At 62.8% G+C, this 18564-nt stretch carries 13 protein-coding genes; 3 read left to right on the top strand and 10 right to left on the bottom strand.

Annotation, left to right across the window (positions count from 1 at the left end):
• Positions 1 to 4: 4 nt before the first annotated feature.
• The 5 genes from BCY88_RS32395 to BCY88_RS32375 form a co-directional block, all read right to left on the bottom strand.
• The gene (locus BCY88_RS32395; protein WP_120348188.1) at positions 5 to 2194 is read right to left on the bottom strand and encodes an FUSC family protein; all 2190 of its coding nucleotides are present in this window, start codon (positions 2192 to 2194) and stop codon (positions 5 to 7) included.
• On the bottom strand, positions 2191 to 3300 hold the full coding sequence (mdtN, locus tag BCY88_RS32390) for a multidrug transporter subunit MdtN (RefSeq protein WP_120348187.1): 1110 nt from the start codon (positions 3298 to 3300) through the stop codon (positions 2191 to 2193). The genes BCY88_RS32395 and mdtN overlap by 4 nt, the downstream gene beginning before the upstream one ends.
• A gap of 55 nt (positions 3301 to 3355) precedes the next feature.
• The gene (locus tag BCY88_RS32385) at positions 3356 to 3634 is read right to left on the bottom strand and encodes a YtcA family lipoprotein (protein ID WP_259461582.1); all 279 of its coding nucleotides are present in this window, start codon (positions 3632 to 3634) and stop codon (positions 3356 to 3358) included.
• Positions 3635 to 3722: 88 nt separating this feature from the next.
• Positions 3723 to 5444 (bottom strand): ubiquinone-dependent pyruvate dehydrogenase, encoded by a 1722-nt coding sequence (gene poxB / locus BCY88_RS32380; protein WP_220669710.1) that lies wholly within the window; start codon positions 5442 to 5444, stop codon positions 3723 to 3725.
• A 276-nt stretch (positions 5445 to 5720) separates the two neighbouring features.
• Positions 5721 to 6593: an NmrA family NAD(P)-binding protein gene (locus BCY88_RS32375; protein ID WP_120348186.1), complete on the bottom strand. Its 873-nt coding sequence runs from the start codon at positions 6591 to 6593 to the stop codon at positions 5721 to 5723.
• A 200-nt stretch (positions 6594 to 6793) separates the two neighbouring features.
• On the opposite strand from BCY88_RS32375, the gene BCY88_RS32370 reads away from it, so the two are divergent.
• Entirely contained in the window at positions 6794 to 7708 is a 915-nt protein-coding gene (locus BCY88_RS32370) for a LysR family transcriptional regulator (RefSeq protein ID WP_120348185.1), read from the top strand.
• Positions 7709 to 7778: 70 nt separating this feature from the next.
• Here BCY88_RS32370 and BCY88_RS32365 read toward each other — a convergent pair whose 3' ends face one another.
• Positions 7779 to 11960 (bottom strand): S1 family peptidase, encoded by a 4182-nt coding sequence (locus BCY88_RS32365; RefSeq protein WP_220669709.1) that lies wholly within the window; start codon positions 11958 to 11960, stop codon positions 7779 to 7781.
• A 29-nt stretch (positions 11961 to 11989) separates the two neighbouring features.
• Positions 11990 to 12298, bottom strand: coding sequence for a trypco2 family protein (locus BCY88_RS32360; protein ID WP_120348183.1), 309 nt, complete (start codon positions 12296 to 12298; stop codon positions 11990 to 11992).
• Positions 12299 to 12933: 635 nt separating this feature from the next.
• Between BCY88_RS32360 and BCY88_RS39685 the strand changes: the two genes are divergently transcribed.
• The gene (locus BCY88_RS39685) at positions 12934 to 13182 is read left to right on the top strand and encodes a hypothetical protein (RefSeq protein ID WP_147408590.1); all 249 of its coding nucleotides are present in this window, start codon (positions 12934 to 12936) and stop codon (positions 13180 to 13182) included.
• 22 nt (positions 13183 to 13204) lie between these two features.
• Here BCY88_RS39685 and guaA read toward each other — a convergent pair whose 3' ends face one another.
• The 3 genes from guaA to guaB form a co-directional block, all read right to left on the bottom strand.
• Entirely contained in the window at positions 13205 to 14788 is a 1584-nt protein-coding gene (gene guaA / locus BCY88_RS32355) for a glutamine-hydrolyzing GMP synthase (protein ID WP_120348182.1), read from the bottom strand.
• Positions 14789 to 14991: 203 nt separating this feature from the next.
• Positions 14992 to 15729: a hypothetical protein gene (locus BCY88_RS32350; protein ID WP_120348181.1), complete on the bottom strand. Its 738-nt coding sequence runs from the start codon at positions 15727 to 15729 to the stop codon at positions 14992 to 14994.
• 6 nt (positions 15730 to 15735) lie between these two features.
• Positions 15736 to 17196, bottom strand: coding sequence for an IMP dehydrogenase (gene guaB / locus BCY88_RS32345; protein ID WP_120348180.1), 1461 nt, complete (start codon positions 17194 to 17196; stop codon positions 15736 to 15738).
• 358 nt (positions 17197 to 17554) lie between these two features.
• Between guaB and BCY88_RS32340 the strand changes: the two genes are divergently transcribed.
• Positions 17555 to 18532: a DMT family transporter gene (locus BCY88_RS32340; protein WP_120348251.1), complete on the top strand. Its 978-nt coding sequence runs from the start codon at positions 17555 to 17557 to the stop codon at positions 18530 to 18532.
• Positions 18533 to 18564 lie beyond the last annotated feature (32 nt).

Here is an 18564-nt window from a genome sequence, read left to right as displayed (position 1 = left end):
CAGATCACCCCGCACTTGCGAATTCACTGGGCCCACGCTCGAGCGCCAACCAGCGCGGCAGTCCGGCGAGCGCCCCGGCGATCCGCTGCGCATGCTGTTCCAGCGCCTGTTCGCTGGCCGCGCCCGCCGCCTCTCGCGGCACGGCACGCAGTCCGCCCGGGTCGAGCGGCGCCGGGGTCGTCGCGGCGGGTGGCTCGGCCGCCAGTTGCGACGCGTATCGTTCGAGCGCATCCGCGACATCCGACTGAAACGTCGCTGTGCGCTCCATCGACGCGCCGCCCGGCGCGCCGGTCATCGCCTCATGGTGAAATGCCTCGATGGCGACGAGCAGCGCACGGCTTTGCGCGAGCACCGTCTGCGACAGCAGCGTAATGCGCGCCGTCTCGCCCTCACGCCAGTCGGGTTCGAGCGCGACACGCGCCAGCACCGTCTGGCAGTCCGCGAGCATGGCCCACGTCGCGACCACCTCCGGTGCATCCGTCACGCGCGGGCCGCTGAGCACCGCGCGCACCTCGAGGCGCGCCAGCGCGGCGATTTTGCGCACTAGCAACGCCAATTGCGTGCGCAGCGTGTCGGCCTCGCCTTCCGGCCACATCGACATCTGGAAGAACGTGGCCACACCGACGCCCAGCAGGATGCCGACAATCCGGTCGCGGATCTCAGTCAGATCGGACGGCGGCGAGAACGATTCGAGCAAGGCCAGCGCAAACGTAAACATGATCTGGATTCCTGCATAACTGATCCGCTCGGAACCCGCCGACACCCAGGCGCCCAGCGCGATCACGGGCAGGCTCATCAGCAGCAGCCCCGTCACGCTCTCCAGGTGCGGAATCACGAACGCGACCATGAACAGCGCCAGCGCGCTGCCGACCAGGGCGCCGCTGATCCGCAGCACGCCATGACGGTTTGACGCGCCAAGGCTCGGCAACGCGATCACGAGACACGTCAGCATGATCGTGTGGATGCCCGGCCAGTTCACCGCGTTGTAGAACACATAGCAGACGAGCACCGACAGCAGCGTGCGCAGCGAAAAGCGCGCGTAGCGCGGGTTCGTGAAAACGTCCGGTTCGAGCAGCGCGGAGTGTGGGGCTGGTTTCGCTGCGGTTGTCGTGTTCGTTGTGTTCGTCGTGTCTGTCGCGACATTGCCGGCGGCTGCATCGTCCGGTGGCGCGGTGGCGCCTCGCATTGCATCAGCGAGCGCGTTGAACGCGCGCTGAATCGAAGCGAGCGCCGGTATCGAGGTCGACAGTGGCGCGCGCCCGGATGTGCTCCAGCGCAGCCATTGCGCGTCGTCGCCGATTGCATGGTCGAGCGATACGAGTTCGTCCTGCACCGCACGAATGGCATCGATCTGCCCGGCGTCATGCACGACCGCATGGTCGGGCAGCACCGCCGCGGCCTCGAAAATGCGCGATACCGCCGTGACACAGGCGAGCCTTGCCGATGCACCCTCTGCGCTATAGCGGTGACGCATCGTCGAGAAGCGCAGCAACTTCTGCAACGACAGCGCGCCGCGCTCGAGATCGAGCGGGCCGATGCGCACGGCCGGCGCTTCGCTGTCGATCACGGCGGCGAGCCGCGCATGGGCTCTCGCGAGTTGCAGCTGCATCGCAGCGCGCAACTGCTGCTCCGGCTCGGCCGGCAGAAACAGCGTATTGATGACCAACGACAATACGACGGCGTAGTTGACCGCTGCCCACACCCACAGACAGTTACGCACCAGCGCTTCCGCGTTGTCGGTCAGATCGGCAAAGGTCTGCGCGTAGATCACAATCAGCGAGACGAGAAAGAACACCAGCCCGAACTTCGTCACCGCCCGCATCAGATAGGTGCTGCAAAAGAAGATCGCACTCGCGACGATGATGCGCGGCAGCGGATAGTCGAAGGTCAGCACGTAAAGGCCGATCGTGCCGCCGATTGCGCAGGTCGTGCCGATCACGAGATTCAATGCGATCGCGCGGGTCAGCACGATGTTCGCCTGCGTCACGAAGAACACCGCCATCAGCGACAACGCCAGCTCGGGCACCTGCAAGGTCATCGAGGCGACGATCACGATCGCGCTGCCGAGCACGCAGCGCATCGTCACGTTGCCGCGCCCTGGAAACGCGGCAAGTTCGTAGCGCAGGAAAGCGGCCAATTCCGCGAGCGGCCGTGGCCATCCGAAACCGCGCCCGACGCCGTCGAGACCGCTCATGACGGCGCTCCCGCAGGCGTGGCGCGATTGCTCCGGTTGTCCGGGTTGTCCCGATTGTCGCCCCGTCCGGGCTGCAGCACGGCAACGGCGGATGTGCCGATCCGGAACATTCGCGGATCGGGATGATCGACCAGTATCTTCACCGGAAAGCGCTGCGCGACGTGCACCCAGTTGATGCTGCGCTGGATGCTCGGCAGACCGTTCGCGCTGCCGCCGCCATCCTGCGGATCGACGCCGAAGCCGATCGAGTCGACCGAGCCGCTGAAACGGATGCGGCTATTGCTCATCAGGTACACGGTTGCATGCGTGCCGGGCCGGATGTTGTCGAGCTCGTTCTCGCGGAAGTTGGCGATCACGTACCAGTGCCGCGTATCGATCAGTGTGAAGACGGGTTTTTGCGCGGACACGAATTGCCCGACGGACGTGCGCAGCTCGACGACGCGGCCGTCGAACGGCGCGCGCACGGTCGCATAGTCGAGGTTGAGCTGCGCCGTCGCGATTTCAGCGCTCAGCACCGCGCGCTGCGCAACCAGCGCGGCGACGCTGCTGACCGCCGCCTGTGCCTCGCGGGCCTGCGCCTGCGCAGCCGCGAGCTCGGCGAGCGCGGCGCGTTGCGTGGTCCGCGCGCGCTCCAGTTCGTCGGCGGAGATGTAGCCCTTCCCGATCAGCGGTTCCATTCGCGCCAGCGTGTCCCCCGCCTGCTTCGCGGCGCTCTGCGCACGCACGACCGCCGACTTCGCCGCGTCGGCGCTGAACCCTTGCGCGTTGACGGTGCGCTGCGTGAGCGGAATCTGCGCATCCAGTTGTGCGAGCGCTGCCTGGGCGCGCTGCAACGCGAACTGATACGGCCGCGGGTCGATCTCGAACAGCAGATCGCCCTGCTTCACCGCCTGATTGTTGCGCACCGCAAGCGTGACGATCTTGCCGCTGACTTCCGGCGAGACGCCGATCGTGTCGGCATACGCATAGGCGTCGTCGGTGCGCGGTACGGTATCCACGCGCCAGATCACGGCGATGATCGCGATCACGGCCAGCACGATCAGCAGCACGGCGGGCCAGGTTCGCGGACGCTGCTTGCCTGCATCCGTGCGGTGGTCGGCGGTCATGGTCACACGGTCGGTTGAAGATTAACGGGGTTAATGAAGCAAAAAACTCAAGGCACTAAAGGTTGAAGCCAACGGCCCACAGTGCGATCGAAAACAGCACCGTCAACGCCGGGTAAGCAATCGCGGGCGGCGCAAGCCACGCATTGCGACCGCTGCGCGAGAGCAGCACGTGCACGCATGCCACCAGCAGCACCCCGCCCGCGATACAGAACAGCCAGTCCGGAAAGTACGCGCCCAGCACGCCGACCGAAGGCGCGTCGCTGCAGGCAGTCAGCGTTGCGCTCGACATCAGGATCGTCCATGCATGGCGCCCAGAGCGCACACCACTCGACATCGCCGTCTCCTCCCGATGGCAGGTAATGAAGCAATTGGAGGTCAACCGCGCGCGGGCTGAACGCCGCGGAAGTCCAGGATGCCGCGCTTCAGCGCGTCAGGTTCACTTTCGCCAGATCGATCAGCGCGTTGCCGCGGCCGTCCATCACTGCCTTCATCATGAAGACTCCGAAATGCCATGCTTCATCGAGAGTGGTTTTCGGCGGCATGATCAGTTCCTGGCGCGCGCTGACGACATCGACCAGCGCGGGTCCGTCGTGTGCAAGCGCCGCCGTGAGCGCGCCTTCGAGCTCCTGCGGTTTCTCGACGCGAATGCCCTTCACGCCCATCGCTTCGGCCATGCGCGCGAAGTTCGGATTGACGAGGTTGGTGCCGGTATCGACGAAGCCCGACGCGCGCATTTCGATCTCCACGAAGCCGAGCGTGCCGTTGTTCAGCACGATCACCTTCACGGGCAGCCCGGCCTGAATCAGCGTGATGAAGTCGCCCATCATCATCGTGAAGCCGCCGTCGCCGGACATCGAGATCACCTGGCGGCCGGGATACGCGGCCTGCGCGCCAATCGAATGCAGCATCGCGTTCGCCATCGAGCCGTGATTGAACGAGCCGATCAACCGGCGCCGGCCGTTCAGCTTCAGATAGCGCGCTGTCCATGCGATCGGCGTGCCGACGTCGCAGGTGAAGATCGCGTCGTCGGCGGCGAGCTGACTCACGAGCCGCGTCACGTACTGCGGATGGATCGTCGTGCTCGACGGATTGCTCTCGGCGAGCGAGTCGAGATCCTTGCGCGCCTGCCGGTAATGCGCGAGCGCGCTGTCGAGATGGGACGAATCGGTCTTTTCCTTGAGCAGCGGCAGTAACGCGGCAAGCGTGTCCTTGACCGTGCCGATCAAACCAAGATCGAGCGAACAGCGGTTGCCGAGCGCGTCGGGCCGCACGTCGATCTGCGCGATCTTCGCGTGTTCAGGATAGAACTGCCGGTAAGGAAAGTCCGTGCCGAGCAGCAGCAACAGGTCGCACGCTTTCATCGCGGCATAGCCGGATGCGAACCCCACCATGCCTGTCATGCCGACGTCGTACGGGTTGTCGTGTTCGATGTGTTCCTTGCCGCGTAGCGAGTGCACCACGGGCGCCTTGAGGCGCTTCGCGAGCTCGACCACTTCGTCGTGCGCGCCCGCGCAGCCGGCGCCACACATCAGCGTCACACCCGAGGCCGCGTGCAGCATATCCGCGAGGCGCGCAATCTCATCGTCGGCTGGACGCAGCACGGGCGGCGCCGACGGCACCAGCCAGGGCGCGACCTCGGCGCTCGTAGGCGATAGAGCGACATCACCCGGAATCACAACGACCGCCACGCCGCGCCGCCCGACCGCGACCCGCATCGCGCGGGTGAGTATCTGAGGCAACTGGCCGACGTTCGAGACGAGTTCCACGTAGTGGCTGCACTCCTTGAACAGGCTTTCCGGATGGGTCGCCTGAAAGTAGTCGATGCCGATCTCCGAACTCGGAATGTGCGCGGCGATCGCGAGCACGGGCACGCCGCTGCGATGGCAATCGAATAGCCCATTGATCAGATGCAGGTTGCCCGGTCCGCAACTGCCCGCGCATACCGCCAGATGACCGGTGAGATGAGCCTCGGCGCCGGCCGCGAAGGCAGCGCCCTCCTCGTGCCGGACGTGGATCCAGTCGATCTTGCCGGAGCGCCTGAGGGAATCGGAGATGCCGTTCAGCGAATCGCCGACGACACCGTAAATGCGCTTTACGCCGGCTTGCGTCAGCGCATCGACCAGATAGTCTGCTGCGGTGGTCATGATGCCTCCCCGGTGTATCCCTTCTGCATCTCGCTCTCCCGGTAGCGAGGCGCGCGGGCACATGTGCCGGCGGCCTCGGGTTGCCTGCGGACATGGTGTCGCGGCTCGTCCGGGTGTGCTTTAGGAATCGCACGGTGACGTATCGAAGTCGCACGAACCGGTGCGGCGAACTTTCACAAGCTGACCGTAATCGCGTTTGATGTAACGGTCAGCCAGATGAAAGTAACGATCGTCGTGGGTAATCATCAAGGCCTGAAAAGCGTGCGGCGCGCTGCCTTAGGCCGCCTGCGAAACGAGGCTCCGCAAAACGGTTTCCAGTTTCACTTCGCCTTTGACGATGTCGGCTGGACTGCCTTCGAAGGCGATCCAGTTTTCATTGAACCCGTCGAGCATGCGCATGCGCGGCAACGGCTCCTTCATACCCTGCGAGCGGAACAGCGCCTCCCAGGTATCGCGCGGCACCGCCTCCGCGCGAACCGGGCGGCCGAGCACCTGGGCAAACGCCTGCGCCAGATCGTTCGGACTCACACGCTGCGGCCCCTCAAGTTCGACGACACGCACGCCGCGCCAGGTTTGTTGCAACAGTTGCGCGGCAACTCGGCCAACGTCCGCGGTCGCGACCATCGGCACAGTCTTATTGAGCGGCTGCAGAAAGCTGGGGATGATCCCATTGTCGCGGGCCGGCGCGACGTCCCATGCGGCGTTCTCCATGAACCACCCAGGACGCAGAAATGTCACCGGCATCGGCATCGGCAACTCGCGAAGCGCCTGCTCCATCAGCGTTCGTTGCGTGAGCAGGTTGGTCTCGGTGGCCTGCGCGCCGATCGTCGACAGGCAGACAAGCTTGCCAGGTGCTGCCGATTGAAGCGCTCCACGTACGGCGTCAATGACAGCACGTGCCTTGGGGAAGCCCGGCGACGGATCGAAGTCGGACGGCGGCAGAATGAAGACGCCTTGCGTGCCGGCGAAGGCAGCGGTAAGGGATGCGGCATCGTCCATGTCGGCTGTCACCACTTCACAGCCGCGTTCAGCCCACGAACGTGCCCGCGCGGCATCGCGCACAACCGCGCGTACCGGCTGGCCCGCTGCGAGCAGCGTGCGCGCCAGCGCACCGCCGACTTTTCCCGTTATTCCTGTGATTGCATACATTGCAGTTTCTCCTTGCGTAGATAGATGAGTCCCGATCAACGATCGCCGCCCAGACGTACATGGACTGAGGTTGAAACGATCTGATGGGACGCATTGTCGGCAAACTCGACGAGAAACTAAATGACATGAATGGCACTTATTAAATGACTCATAGTTACTAATGAGTCATAGTGCAGTTTTTGACACACGGTGCAGCGCCAATGAGATCGTCCAGCGAGAATCTCTCCAGCGGTATCAGCGTATTTGCTGCGGTAGTCGATGCGGGAACGTTCGCCGCCGCCGCCGAATTGATGGACATGTCGCCACCCGGGGTCAGCCGGGCAATCGCGCGACTCGAAAAGCGCTTGAAAATACGGCTCTTCAATCGGACTACCCGCGCGGTGTCCCTGACTGAAGAAGGCCGGCGGTTCTACGAGCAGGTCATGCCGCACTTAAGGGGCATGGAGGAAGCAGCCGCAGCCGCGGCAGGCGGCGCAGTGACAGTGCGCGGGAAGCTGCGTATCAATCTCGACCCGGTTTTTTCGCGAATCATTCTGGGTCCGAAGCTCGACGAGTTCATGGACCTGCATCCGGAACTTGAACTCGAGCTCATTGCGAGAGATCAGCTCGGCGATCTCATCGTGGACGGTTTCGATCTAGCCTTGCGATTCGGCGAGCCTCGCGCGTCGAGTCTGGTTGCCCGCAAGCTCCTTGACACCGCGGTTGTCACTGTCGCATCGCCTTCGTATCTCGCTCGCCAGGGGCGGCCAGCGGAGCCTCAGGAGCTGGGGCGCGGCGTGCACAGGTGCCTCGAATTCCGGAACCCGGAAACCGGGAAACCATACCCATGGGAGTTTCATCGCAAGCGCAAAAAGCTGCTTGTCGAAACGCATGGACGGCTTACGTTGAACGATCCGAGCGCGCTCCTCAACGCGTGCCTCGCCGGCTCCGGTGTCGCGCAGATGCTTCTGCTCGGCGCCCAGCATCTGATCCAGGAGGGACGGCTCGTCAACCTGTTCCCCGACTGGCCGGACGAGCGCTTTCCACTCTATGCATACCGTCCATCGCGGCATCATATGCCGGCCAAGGCACGGGTATTTCTTGATTTTGTTGTTGCTTTGACGAGTACGGGTTAGCGATGTCCGTTACCCACTGGCTCGATGTCGTCTTCACACTGGAGCATGCGAAGAGCTGGTCGCCACACCTCTATTGCCATTCCCATGACGTCACGTCGAGTACGGAATCGACGACATCCTTGAACTCATCCTGGCCCAACATGAACTCGATCAGCGGTACAGAGCATGTCAAATATTCCAATAGGACGAAGCGTCCCCGCTCTGCCGCGCTGTCCATGCCTCGCGCCCAGAGCTTCCTCGTTACCGTGGAGCCAGCGGGAAACATTTCACGTAGCATTGCGAAGCAGTTCTGAAGATCCTTCCCCAAGTCACGGGCGGCGGAGTCCAGTTGGTACTGCATAGCCGCCATGTCGCCGGAACTGAAAACGCTCCTGAGACGCGAACGGGCGCCAGCGGGATCCCTTTTGTGAAGCTCCTCGAGGACCCGTGCCACCTTGTCCGCCACCGGTTTTGTAAGCCCAGGCAGCACCGGCAAGGACAAGATGGCCGACGCTGCAGGAAGGAGGTCGTGAATCCGGAGTAGACCCGACGAATCGGTTCTACTGTCCACGAATGCCAGCAAAGCCTTCTTCGCGAATTCCAATGCCTGGGTCCCTTTTGTGCATGCGGTCAGACTCGCATAGGCCAGTGAGCGGTTCTCGCTATTTTCAATGCGACGCGCAACCTTTTCGAGCTGCGAGACAGCATTACCTCCCAGTATCGATATGATCGGGAATGCCAATTTTTCTATCAATTCGGCGCGCAGAAGATTCGAATTCCGGTTTCGCGACCAGGCGGTAGATCGGCCCGTCAGCCGTTCAAGGCAAGCCGAAGCAAGATCCCGACGCTCCTGCATGTCGAGATAGTCAAAGCATCGAGCCAAACACGGCAACGTGCTTATTTCGATGCGCTCCATCTCGAGAACGTATCCGAGGATTCTCTCGCGCTCGCCGCGCTCGAGGCGCGGGCAGAGAAGCAGTAACGCATCGATATTCTCTGAGTCGACTTGATCGGAAATGCGAAGGCGCACCATTCGCCGTACGTGTGGTGAGGCTTCGCAAGCAAGGAGTGCGACACTATTCATATCCTCGAATTGCATGCCTTGAGTTCTGTCGAGGAAGCGCTCTGCTGTCGGAGCCTTATGGGTTCCGTTCATAGCCGCCGCGGCGGCCGCGCCAAATTCCAGGATGAGGGGTAAGTCCCGGATCCGCCTGGACGATGTCCACGTCTTCTTCACGAAGGCTGCGCGCCTTGCGGTGCTCACGAAGGGAAGGCAACGCGAAAGCTCATGCCATCGCCCTTGGGTCGACGAATTCTCGCAACGTGCAAGGCAGCGCTCAGCCCAGATCGATCGTTGTTCGCCGTCCATATAAATTAAAAGCGGAAGGCTGGCCCAAGGGTGCGCCTCATTGAGGCCGTCCAGGATTGAGGGCTCGAATTGGACAAGCTGCAAGGCCAACCGCCTCGCAAGGAGATGCCTGTGCCCTTCACTCTTCCGTTCCCCTGACTCCGTAAGCAATGCATCCAGCGAATCGAGTGCGTCGGCAGGAACGACATCGCCAATGGCAAAGATCAATTGCTGCGCGTAGTGTTTCTCTAGCCATTTGTAGTGCCGATGCTCTGTCGAGCTTACAACCTCGCGGACGAACACATCCCGATCGACGCCATTGAGCGCACTCGTGATATGTCGAACCCATTCAATGTAGCCGGGGATATCGTTCCAGATGCGCCCGCCGAAATCCCCTTGCAACGCCTCCACCCATTGATCAGGCAGTTCAGGTGATACCGGCCGTCCCAGATTGGCATCGATAGCACGCTGCAAAAGGACACCGACAGCGCTGTCCAGAGGCGGCGCACTATCCAGCGCTTGCGCGAGGGAGTCGCGCTCGGCCGGCGGCAGCACGGCTGACAGCGCCGCGAGCGCGATCAGCCTGGCCTCGGGTTCCTCGATTTGCCATGCGACCTCGAGCGCACGCGCGCAATCTTCCTGATGCAGGCCTCCGGCGATGGTCGAGAGTGAAACTGCGCGGGCATAAGGACCCTCCGAAGCGCTGATCTCCTCCACAGCCTGGCTTCCTGTGATCACTTTTTCGTCGAGGGCCATCCGCAGGAGTTTTGCGGGCACGGCCGTACCCATGCTGATCACGGTCGCCTTGGATAGCGCGCAGCGTGTGAGCAGATCTGCAGCACCGGACTCCTCGGCTGCGAGGCGAACACGCAGAAGGTCAGCGAGAAAGGCCGAATAGTGACCATCGGCGACACACCGTGCTCGCATCCATCCCTCCGATAACAGGAGGCGATAGTCGGCGATGGGGGCACCGCCCCTGCGAAAGTGGTCAAAGCAAAATGTCAGTACATAGCGCGACGGAGCGCTGTATGCCGCATTGCGCACTTCAAGCGCGCAGGCGATCTTTCGGCAGTAAGCAAGGAACCGCCGCTCCATATCGGCTTTCGCAGCCGAGGTCATCTGCTCATCAGACACGAACTGCGCGATCCGCGGATGACTGAAGACATAACCCAGGCTCCTGCCGTCTCCGATAATAAGTCGGTTCAATGGCTCACGAGCAGCGGACACGTCGAGCGGCTCGAGTTGCGCGATTTCGGCCAGATCGTCCGCATTCAGCGGGCCGCACGCGATTGCGAGCGTGTAGAGAAGGCGCCTGACGTCCTCAGACTTCAATGCACTCTGACCACGGTCGATCTGTTCCCACCAGATGCGCATATAGCGCGCGAGTCCGGGCCCCTCATCGGAGTCGTCCTCCGGAATCGGCTCGCCGCAGTCCAATGCTTCCGAGAAGCGATCGAGATAGAGGCGCGCGAGCAGCGGATCGCCCTTTGAAAGTTGCCACAGACGCCTGGCGAGTCCCGGGAGCCTCGCCTCAAAGTTGGCGCACCCCTCTGCGAGATCCTTTTCAGAAAGCAACGGCAGTTTCGGACACACCGAGCCGTGAGGCAGCCCGATCCGGTCGAGCGACTCGGCTGCCGTCGACTCCCCAGCGAGTGAGCGGCTGCATACGATCACATGCACACCATTGCCCAGTAGCGCCGGCAGGCGAAGCCACCTGGGGTTGCGTGCCTCGTCCCAGCCGTCGATCACGACCAGCAGCGGTCGTTCATGTGGCAACCGGTCCCGGTTCAGGGTCTCCTGAATTTCGTCGAGCCAGGCCTCAGGTGAACCGGTGAGTTCCGAACCAGAATGGCCGAGGTATCTGAGCCGCTGCAGGAAGAGCTTGCCAAGTTCATCGGGACTGGTCAGGCCGAAACGCATGCTGATTGGCACCAGTGCCACGTCGCAGTTGCCGCGATCGCTAACCCTTGCCGCCCATTGAGTGACCAGAGCCGACTTTCCACGCCCTGCGGGCCCCAGCAACGCGGCGTACGCGCTTGAACTACTTCCAGCGAGCCAGCGATCCAGATCATCCAGTTCGGCCTCACGTCCAAGAAACGTCAGCGGCGCACTGGGCCGAAGGAGGTATTCAGCCAGAAAGCCTTCCAGGCTGGCCTTGGCGTTGCCGGAAACACCGTCGCTCAAACCCGGGAAGCGGCTCAGTAGGCTGACAGGCTCGATCCGCGCGCGCTGAGACTCGACATTCACGCCGCGCACGGATTCGATTGACACGCCACGTCCCAAGGATGACTCGATCAACGCTCTGAAAACGTTGTTCGAAAACGGGGTGGAAATTCTCGCGGCGTCGAGATGACCACGGGCGAAATTGGCGGGCACCTGTTGCACGATGCCAAGCAGGCAGATTCGCCCATCTTGCGTCGGCAGGTAGAGTGTCGAGCCCGACATTCCCTGCCAGCCTTCCGGCTTGTCCGGTTTCGACATGGCGGCCCAAGCGTACAAGTCGCGGCTCGATTGCCAGAGCGTGCCCGGCACGGTGAAGTCCCGGGTCTTGCCCTCGCTGCGCCAAGCTGTTGGGAAACCGCTCGCGCGTACGTCAGGCAAAGAAACGAGGCCATCGTATGACGCGAATACGGGAGCGACGCACGGTTCCGGCATGGGCGTAACCTCGCCGTCGCTGGCGATCTGGAGCAAAGCCACGTCCAGTCCGCCCGGGTCGGTCCAGACGATATTGGCCTTGTATGGAGCCTCCCACGTGCCATCACTTCCGAACATGCGCATCAACAGGACATTCCAGGGTGCGCCAACCTTTGCGCAATCCTTCGCGCCGACGACATGGGCGGCCGTCAGCACAAGTCCCGGAGCGATGAGTCTGCCGGACCCGAAGCCACCGCCCTCTCTGTAGACGACGGCAACGTCAGCTATCAATCTTGCGTGCGTGAGGGGCGGGACTTGCGTCACTGGGGCAGGTCTCCCGCGTCTGACCGCGACCGGATCTTGATCGGCTGCCCGTCTCGATCCGCGACCGACAGAGACAGCTTGATGGAGTGCTGACGCTCGCGTGAGGCTTTCGCTTCCGTGGACATGTCGAGTAGCGCAAGCAACTTGAAGGAGCCACCAGCCTTCGCTTCGACGGTGAATTTCACGGCCAGCTCAATTTCGACACCATTCGGGGTGAAAACGATATCCTGTCCCTCTCCTTCGAGAATCGCCTGGCGGAGTTCGTCGCGCAACTGCTGGATGGCTTCCGAAATAGGGATCTGCATGATTCCTCCATTGAGAATTTGCGGGGGGCTGCGAAACTGGCGGATCGAGGACGAATCCCGTGGCCTTGACCCGGCTCCCGGACGTCCCTCGCGCAGTACGTATCTTGTGCCAGGCAATGCGAATCTTGCAAGCGCAGGGCTCGCCCGCAGATCATCGGTGGTGATCTCGCGAAGCCGCCGCCCGTTAAAGACCGGCAGGATATCGTGCACAACGCTGTCCTTGCGCACGGACCGCGTCGTGCTCACCACTCTGGCTCCGTCAGGCCAGTTGGCAGCCCATTCACCGATGCTCTTCGCTACAGCGCGCCGCGCTTTTCCTGCTGTTTCTCCACAGCCGGCGACATGCCTTCACGGACAGCACGTCAGGCGTCTAGCAGTTTTCCCCGCGTCAACACGAGCGAGATGCCTCCTCAGCCATAGCAGCCGACTGCCAATGGTTCTCGCCGCCCGTTAATGCGGTAGTCGTATCGAAAGGAAATGGTGCCCGCCGAAGATACCGTGACATACATGCAGTCACGGTCGGCGATTTTGTACAGAGTTGTACGGCCTGAGGTTGCGTAGTGCAAATTCGGTGAGCATCGTTTCTCGTTCTCGTGGTTGGTACACCTTTTACCGTCACCAACCACGAGTCCTCGATGAGTCCGCAAACCCACACCACGCCTAGCTTTTTGGAAAGAATTTTACCTTCGCGGCCGAATCGCGCTGCCGGCAAATTATCGAGTCGCAATCGTGCATTCGGCGCATGCCGTCCGCCATACCGTCATTTTGCGGCACACAACGGCCCGGTTGTCTCCGGAATGTTCAAAAATTTTGCTTCTATATCAATGACTTACAACGAAACGATCAACAAAGAAGCTTTTACATCAATCATCGCAAGTCATTGATTTTATTGGGAATTTTTACAGCCTACTCCCACTCAATCGTCGCCGGCGGTTTCCCCGAGATGTCATAAACCACCCGGTTAATCCCGCGCACTTCATTGATGATGCGGTTCGACACGTGCCCCAGCAACTCATGCGGCAGATGTGCCCAATGCGCGGTCATGAAGTCCAGCGTCTGCACGGCGCGCAGCGCCACGACATACTCATACGTGCGCCCGTCGCCCATCACGCCCACGCTCTTCACCGGCAGGAACACTGCGAAAGCCTGGCTCGTCAGGTCGTACCACGACTTGCCGGTTTCCTTGTCGATGAAGGTACGCAGCGTCTCGATGAAAATCGCGTCCGCACGGCGCAGCAGATCCGCGAAATCGCGGCGCACTTCGCCGAGAATCCGCACGCCCAGACCCGGGCCCGGGAACGGATGGCGATACACCATGGCCGGCGGCAAACCGAGCTTGACGCCGAGTTCGCGCACTTCGTCCTTGAACAGTTCGCGCAGCGGCTCAAGCAGCTTCAGATTCAGCGTTTCAGGCAGGCCGCCCACGTTGTGGTGACTCTTGATGGTCTGCGTCGCCTTCTTGCCCTTGCCGGCCGATTCAATCACGTCCGGATAGATCGTGCCTTGCGCAAGCCACTTCGCGTCGGTCAGCTTGTTGGCTTCGGTCTGGAACACTTCGACGAATTCCGCGCCGATGATCTTGCGCTTTGCTTCCGGGTCGGTCACGCCGGCCAGCTTCGACAGGAACACTTCGCTCGCATCGACGTGAATCACCTTCACACCGAGGTGATCGGCGAAAGTCGCCATCACCTGCTCGGCTTCGTTCAACCGCAGGAGGCCGTGATCGACGAACACGCAGGTGAGCTGGTCGCCGATCGCGCGATGCAGCAGCGCCGCCGCCACCGACGAGTCCACGCCGCCCGACAAGCCCAGAATCACGTGCTCGTTACCTACCTGCTCGCGAATCTTCGCGACGGCTTCATCGATGTAATGACCCATTTCCCAGTCGGGATTCGCACCGCAGATCTGCAGCACGAAGCGTTCGAGCATCGCACGGCCCTGCACGGTGTGCGTGACTTCCGGGTGCCATTGCAAACCATAGAAATGGCGCGCTTCGTCGGCCATCGCCGCGATCGGGCACGATTCCGTCGAAGCCATCAGCTGGAAGCCCGCCGGCATTTCCAGCACCTTGTCGCCGTGGCTCATCCACACCTTCAGCATGCCGTGACCTTCCGGCGTGGTGAAGTCGCTAATGCCTTCGAGCAGGCTCGTATGGTTGCGCGCCCGCACTTCGGCGTAGCCGAACTCGCGCAGGTGGCCAATATCGACCTTGCCGCCGAGCTGCTCGGCCATGGCCTGCATGCCGTAGCAAATGCCCAGCACGGGCACGCCGAGTTCGAACACCACTTGCGGCACGCGTGGCGCATCCGTTTCGGTGACCGAGCTCGGGCCGCCGGAGAGGATCACGCCCTTCGGCGCGAAATCGCGAATGAACGACGCGTCGACGTCGTGGGGATGAATTTCCGAATACACGTTGGCTTCGCGAACGCGACGTGCAATCAGTTGGGTGACTTGCGAACCGAAGTCGAGGATCAGGATCTTGTCATGCATGGCAGCGGACGGAGTCAAAAGTGAACGGATACGGGATACCGCGCAAGAAGCGCGGCGTTGAATTCAAAGCGGTCCACGTGAGGACGATCGAACATGAAGCGTAACGGTGAAGCGCACTGGAACAGTGGGCGCGGCACACGCTGAGTTGCCGCGCGCACGCACGAAATCCGGTAGCTTGGGCTGGCGTTCTGGCGCTTGGCGCGTCAGCCATGAAACGGCGGCCGGGGCGCACCAGGTGCATCGGCGGCGGCCTTACGGGCTTCGTCACGGGCTTCGTCGCGCGCGGTTGCGGCCTCGGCCCGTGCGGCGCGTTCAGACGCCGTCAGACCCGGTTCGTCGACCTCCGGATGAAGCGATGCCGCCGAAACAGCACTCACGGGCCGTGTGACCGGCACGACAGGCTCGACAACCGGTTCGGCGCGATAGACCGGCTCCGCTGTCACGCGACCAGAGTCGCGCCGGTTGGCAGCGTCTTTGGCGGCATCTTTCGCGGCCTGCTTTTCGGCACGCCCGGCGGCTGCGGCTTCAACCAGGCGCAGTTTTTCACGCCGCCGCACCGCGCCCGACAGGCGCACACCGCCCAAACCGATGATGAGCAGCACCACCCCGGTCAGCACCGCGATGATCTGCCCGAAGCCGGTCAGCGCCGGCGTATGCAGCCCGAGCAGCCAGACCAGCATCAGCACACCGGTCAGCCAGTTCACATGGCCCACGACCTTCGCCACCGTCGACGTGAGCGAACCGTCGATCGACGCGTGCAAGGCAAGCCACGCGAGCCCGATCAGCGCCACGCCAAACCCCTGGCCGACCAGAGCCGGCTGGGTTTGCACCAGTTGCAGCGCGTTGTACAGCGAAGTCCACGGCGTCAGCAGAAACAGCAGGCCAAACGCAAGCAGCAACAATGCATCGAGGATGAGTACAGCGCGCAGCAATGGCTTCATTGGCGTTTAGTCCACGTGGTAGTTGGGCGCTTCCTTGGTGATCTGCACGTCATGCACATGCGACTCACGCAAGCCCGCGCCCGTGATCTGCACGAACTCGGCCTTGTCGTTCATCTCCGCGATCGTGCGGCAGCCGCAGTAGCCCATGCTGGCGCGCACGCCACCGATCAGTTGGAACAGGATCGCGTTGACCGAGCCCTTGTAGGCGACGCGGCCTTCGATGCCTTCCGGCACCAGCTTGTCGATGTTTGCGGAGTTGTCCTGGAAGTAGCGGTCCGCCGCGCCGTCCTTCATCGCGCCGACCGAGCCCATGCCACGATACGACTTGTACTGGCGGCCCTGGAACAGGAACACGTCGCCCGGCGCTTCTTCGGTGCCGGCGAACATGCTGCCCATCATCACGGAATTCGCACCGGCGGCCAGCGCCTTGCTGACGTCGCCCGAGAAACGCACGCCGCCGTCGGCGATGACCGGAACGCCCGTGCCTTTCAGCGCTTCCGACACGTTCGAGATCGCGGTGACCTGCGGCACGCCCACACCGGCGACGATCCGCGTCGTGCAGATCGAGCCCGGGCCGATACCGACCTTCACGCCATCTGCGCCGTATTCGACGAGCGCCTTGGCCGCCGCGGCCGTGGCGATGTTGCCGCCAATCACTTCAACGTGCGGGAAGTTCTGCTTGACCCAGCGCACACGCTCGAGCACGCCCTTGCTGTGGCCGTGCGCCGTGTCGACGACGATCACATCCACGCCCGCCTGCACCAGCAGCTCCACGCGCTCTTCGTTGTCTTCGCCCACGCCGACCGCCGCGCCCGCGCGCAGCTTGCCGTGTTCGTCTTTACATGCGTCCGGGTGTTCGGTTTGCTTGGTGATGTCCTTGACGGTCATCAGGCCGCGCAGTTCGAATGCGTCGTTGATGACCAGCACGCGTTCGAGGCGATGGCTGTGCATCAGCGCCTTGGCTTCGGCGAGCGGCGTGCCTTCCTTGACAGTGACGAGGCGCTCGCGCGGCGTCATGATGTTGCGCACCGGCTCGTCCAGACGCTCTTCGAAGCGCAAGTCGCGGTTCGTGACGATACCGACCAGTTGCGCGCCTTCGACGACCGGGAAGCCCGAAATGCCATGCTGGCGTGACAGCGCGATGACGTCGCGCACCTTCATTTGCGGCGGCACGGTGATCGGATCGCGCACGACGCCCGATTCGAAGCGCTTGACCTTGGCAACTTCACGCGCCTGCTCGGCCGGCGTGAGATTCTTGTGGACGATGCCCACGCCACCCATTTGCGCCATCGCGATAGCGAGGCGGGCTTCGGTGACCGTATCCATGGCGGCGGACACGAGCGGCATATTCAGGGAGATGTTGCGGGTCAGCCGGGTCTTGAGGCTGGTGTCGCGCGGCAGAACATCGGAGAAAGCCGGGACGAGGAGCACGTCATCGAACGTGAGTGCTGTTTGGATCAGACGCATGGCAAATCCTATAGGCGCAAAAGCGAATTATACGCGATACCTCCCCGGTTTTCACTGCACTAACAGCAGCTTAGCGAATTTCGGGAGATTTTTTTCACGACTTCGTGCCCTCGGATTTCACTTCCGCGTTCGCCTCGGGTTCGATCCAGTTTCGTTTGCGCGTTCGGGTGCATGAAGACGCCGGCCGGCCCGAATGTGGCTAAATCGGGAGGTATCCAGTCCGCCTGGCGACCATGGGGATGGTCAAAAGACGCCTGAAACCACGGCCAAAACCGCTTGAATGCAGAATCAAACAAGACACCTGGCCCGCCAAACGGCTATTCTGCCGACCATTCCAGTTTTCTTGCAGGGGCAGTCGATGCAGCGCGGTGTGGCATATGGAGTAATGGCCGGGGCCTTATGGGGCATGGTTTTTCTGGTACCGCGCGTGCTGCCCGATTTTTCGCCGCTGCTGCTCTCCGCCGGCCGCTACACGATGTATGGCATCGTCTCGCTGGCCGCAGCGCTGCCAATGGCGCGCTCGCTCGTCAAGCGCCTGACCCGCGAGGATTTCGGCGCGCTGGTCAAACTCGCGCTGGCCGGCAACCTGCTCTACTACCTGCTGTTGACCGCGGCGGTCCATATGATCGGCATCGCGCCGGCGTCGCTCATCGTCGGCGTGCTGCCGGTCACCGTGACGCTGCTCGGCCGGCGCGATCACGGCGCCGTGCCGCTCGCCCGCCTCGTCTGGCCGCTTTCCCTGGTGGTGGCCGGCATCGCCTGCATCAACATCGACGTCTTCACGGTCGCGGACAGCACGCCGGTCAGCATCGCGACGAAACTCCTCGGCCTCGCCTGCGCGACCGGCGCGCTCGCCTGCTGGACCTGGTTCGCGGTCGAAAACGCCCGCTACCTGCAGCGCCAGACGCATTTCAACGGCAACGAGTGGTCGGTGCTGTGGGGTGTGGTGACCGGCGCGCTCGGCGCGGCCTTGTGGCTGCTGGTCGCCGCCGTGCCCTCTGACGCCCTGCAGGCACCGCTCGGCGACGCGCGCTGGCACAGCTTCTGGATGCTGAATCTGGGGCTCGCCGTCGGCGCCTCGTGGCTCGGCAATGGGCTGTGGAATGCCGCGTCGAAACGGCTGCCGCTCACCCTGTCTGGCCAGATGATCGTGTTCGAGACGCTATTCGCGCTGCTCTACGCGTTCATCTACGACCAGCGCCTTCCGCGCCCGCTGGAAACCGCGGCGATCCTGCTGCTGGTGGCAGGGGTGTGCTGGTCGGTGCGGCAACATGCGGACGACGGCACGTCCGGCACGACGTCGATCGAGGAACAGGCCCAGCCTTCCGCGCACTAAGGCGCAAACCGCGCTGGCGCGCTGGCGCACCG

Source organism: Paraburkholderia fungorum (assembly GCF_003610895.1).
GTDB classification, from domain to species: domain Bacteria; phylum Pseudomonadota; class Gammaproteobacteria; order Burkholderiales; family Burkholderiaceae; genus Paraburkholderia; species Paraburkholderia fungorum_B.
This window is presented reverse-complemented; position numbering and strand designations above follow the sequence as displayed.

What these genes read in the sequence shown, in the direction of transcription:
- BCY88_RS32395 (WP_120348188.1), bottom strand. Translation starts at nt 2,194, where the DNA reads ATGAGCGGTCTCGACGGCGTCGGGCGCGGTTTCGGATGGCCACGGCCG.
- mdtN (WP_120348187.1), bottom strand. Translation starts at nt 3,300, where the DNA reads ATGACCGCCGACCACCGCACGGATGCAGGCAAGCAGCGTCCGCGAACC.
- BCY88_RS32385 (WP_259461582.1), bottom strand. Translation starts at nt 3,634, where the DNA reads ATGTCGAGTGGTGTGCGCTCTGGGCGCCATGCATGGACGATCCTGATG.
- poxB (WP_220669710.1), bottom strand. Translation starts at nt 5,444, where the DNA reads ATGACCACCGCAGCAGACTATCTGGTCGATGCGCTGACGCAAGCCGGC.
- BCY88_RS32375 (WP_120348186.1), bottom strand. Translation starts at nt 6,593, where the DNA reads ATGTATGCAATCACAGGAATAACGGGAAAAGTCGGCGGTGCGCTGGCG.
- BCY88_RS32370 (WP_120348185.1), top strand. Translation starts at nt 6,794, where the DNA reads ATGAGATCGTCCAGCGAGAATCTCTCCAGCGGTATCAGCGTATTTGCT.
- BCY88_RS32360 (WP_120348183.1), bottom strand. Translation starts at nt 12,298, where the DNA reads ATGCAGATCCCTATTTCGGAAGCCATCCAGCAGTTGCGCGACGAACTC.
- BCY88_RS39685 (WP_147408590.1), top strand. Translation starts at nt 12,934, where the DNA reads ATGAGTCCGCAAACCCACACCACGCCTAGCTTTTTGGAAAGAATTTTA.
- guaA (WP_120348182.1), bottom strand. Translation starts at nt 14,788, where the DNA reads ATGCATGACAAGATCCTGATCCTCGACTTCGGTTCGCAAGTCACCCAA.
- BCY88_RS32350 (WP_120348181.1), bottom strand. Translation starts at nt 15,729, where the DNA reads ATGAAGCCATTGCTGCGCGCTGTACTCATCCTCGATGCATTGTTGCTG.
- guaB (WP_120348180.1), bottom strand. Translation starts at nt 17,196, where the DNA reads ATGCGTCTGATCCAAACAGCACTCACGTTCGATGACGTGCTCCTCGTC.
- BCY88_RS32340 (WP_120348251.1), top strand. Translation starts at nt 17,555, where the DNA reads ATGCAGCGCGGTGTGGCATATGGAGTAATGGCCGGGGCCTTATGGGGC.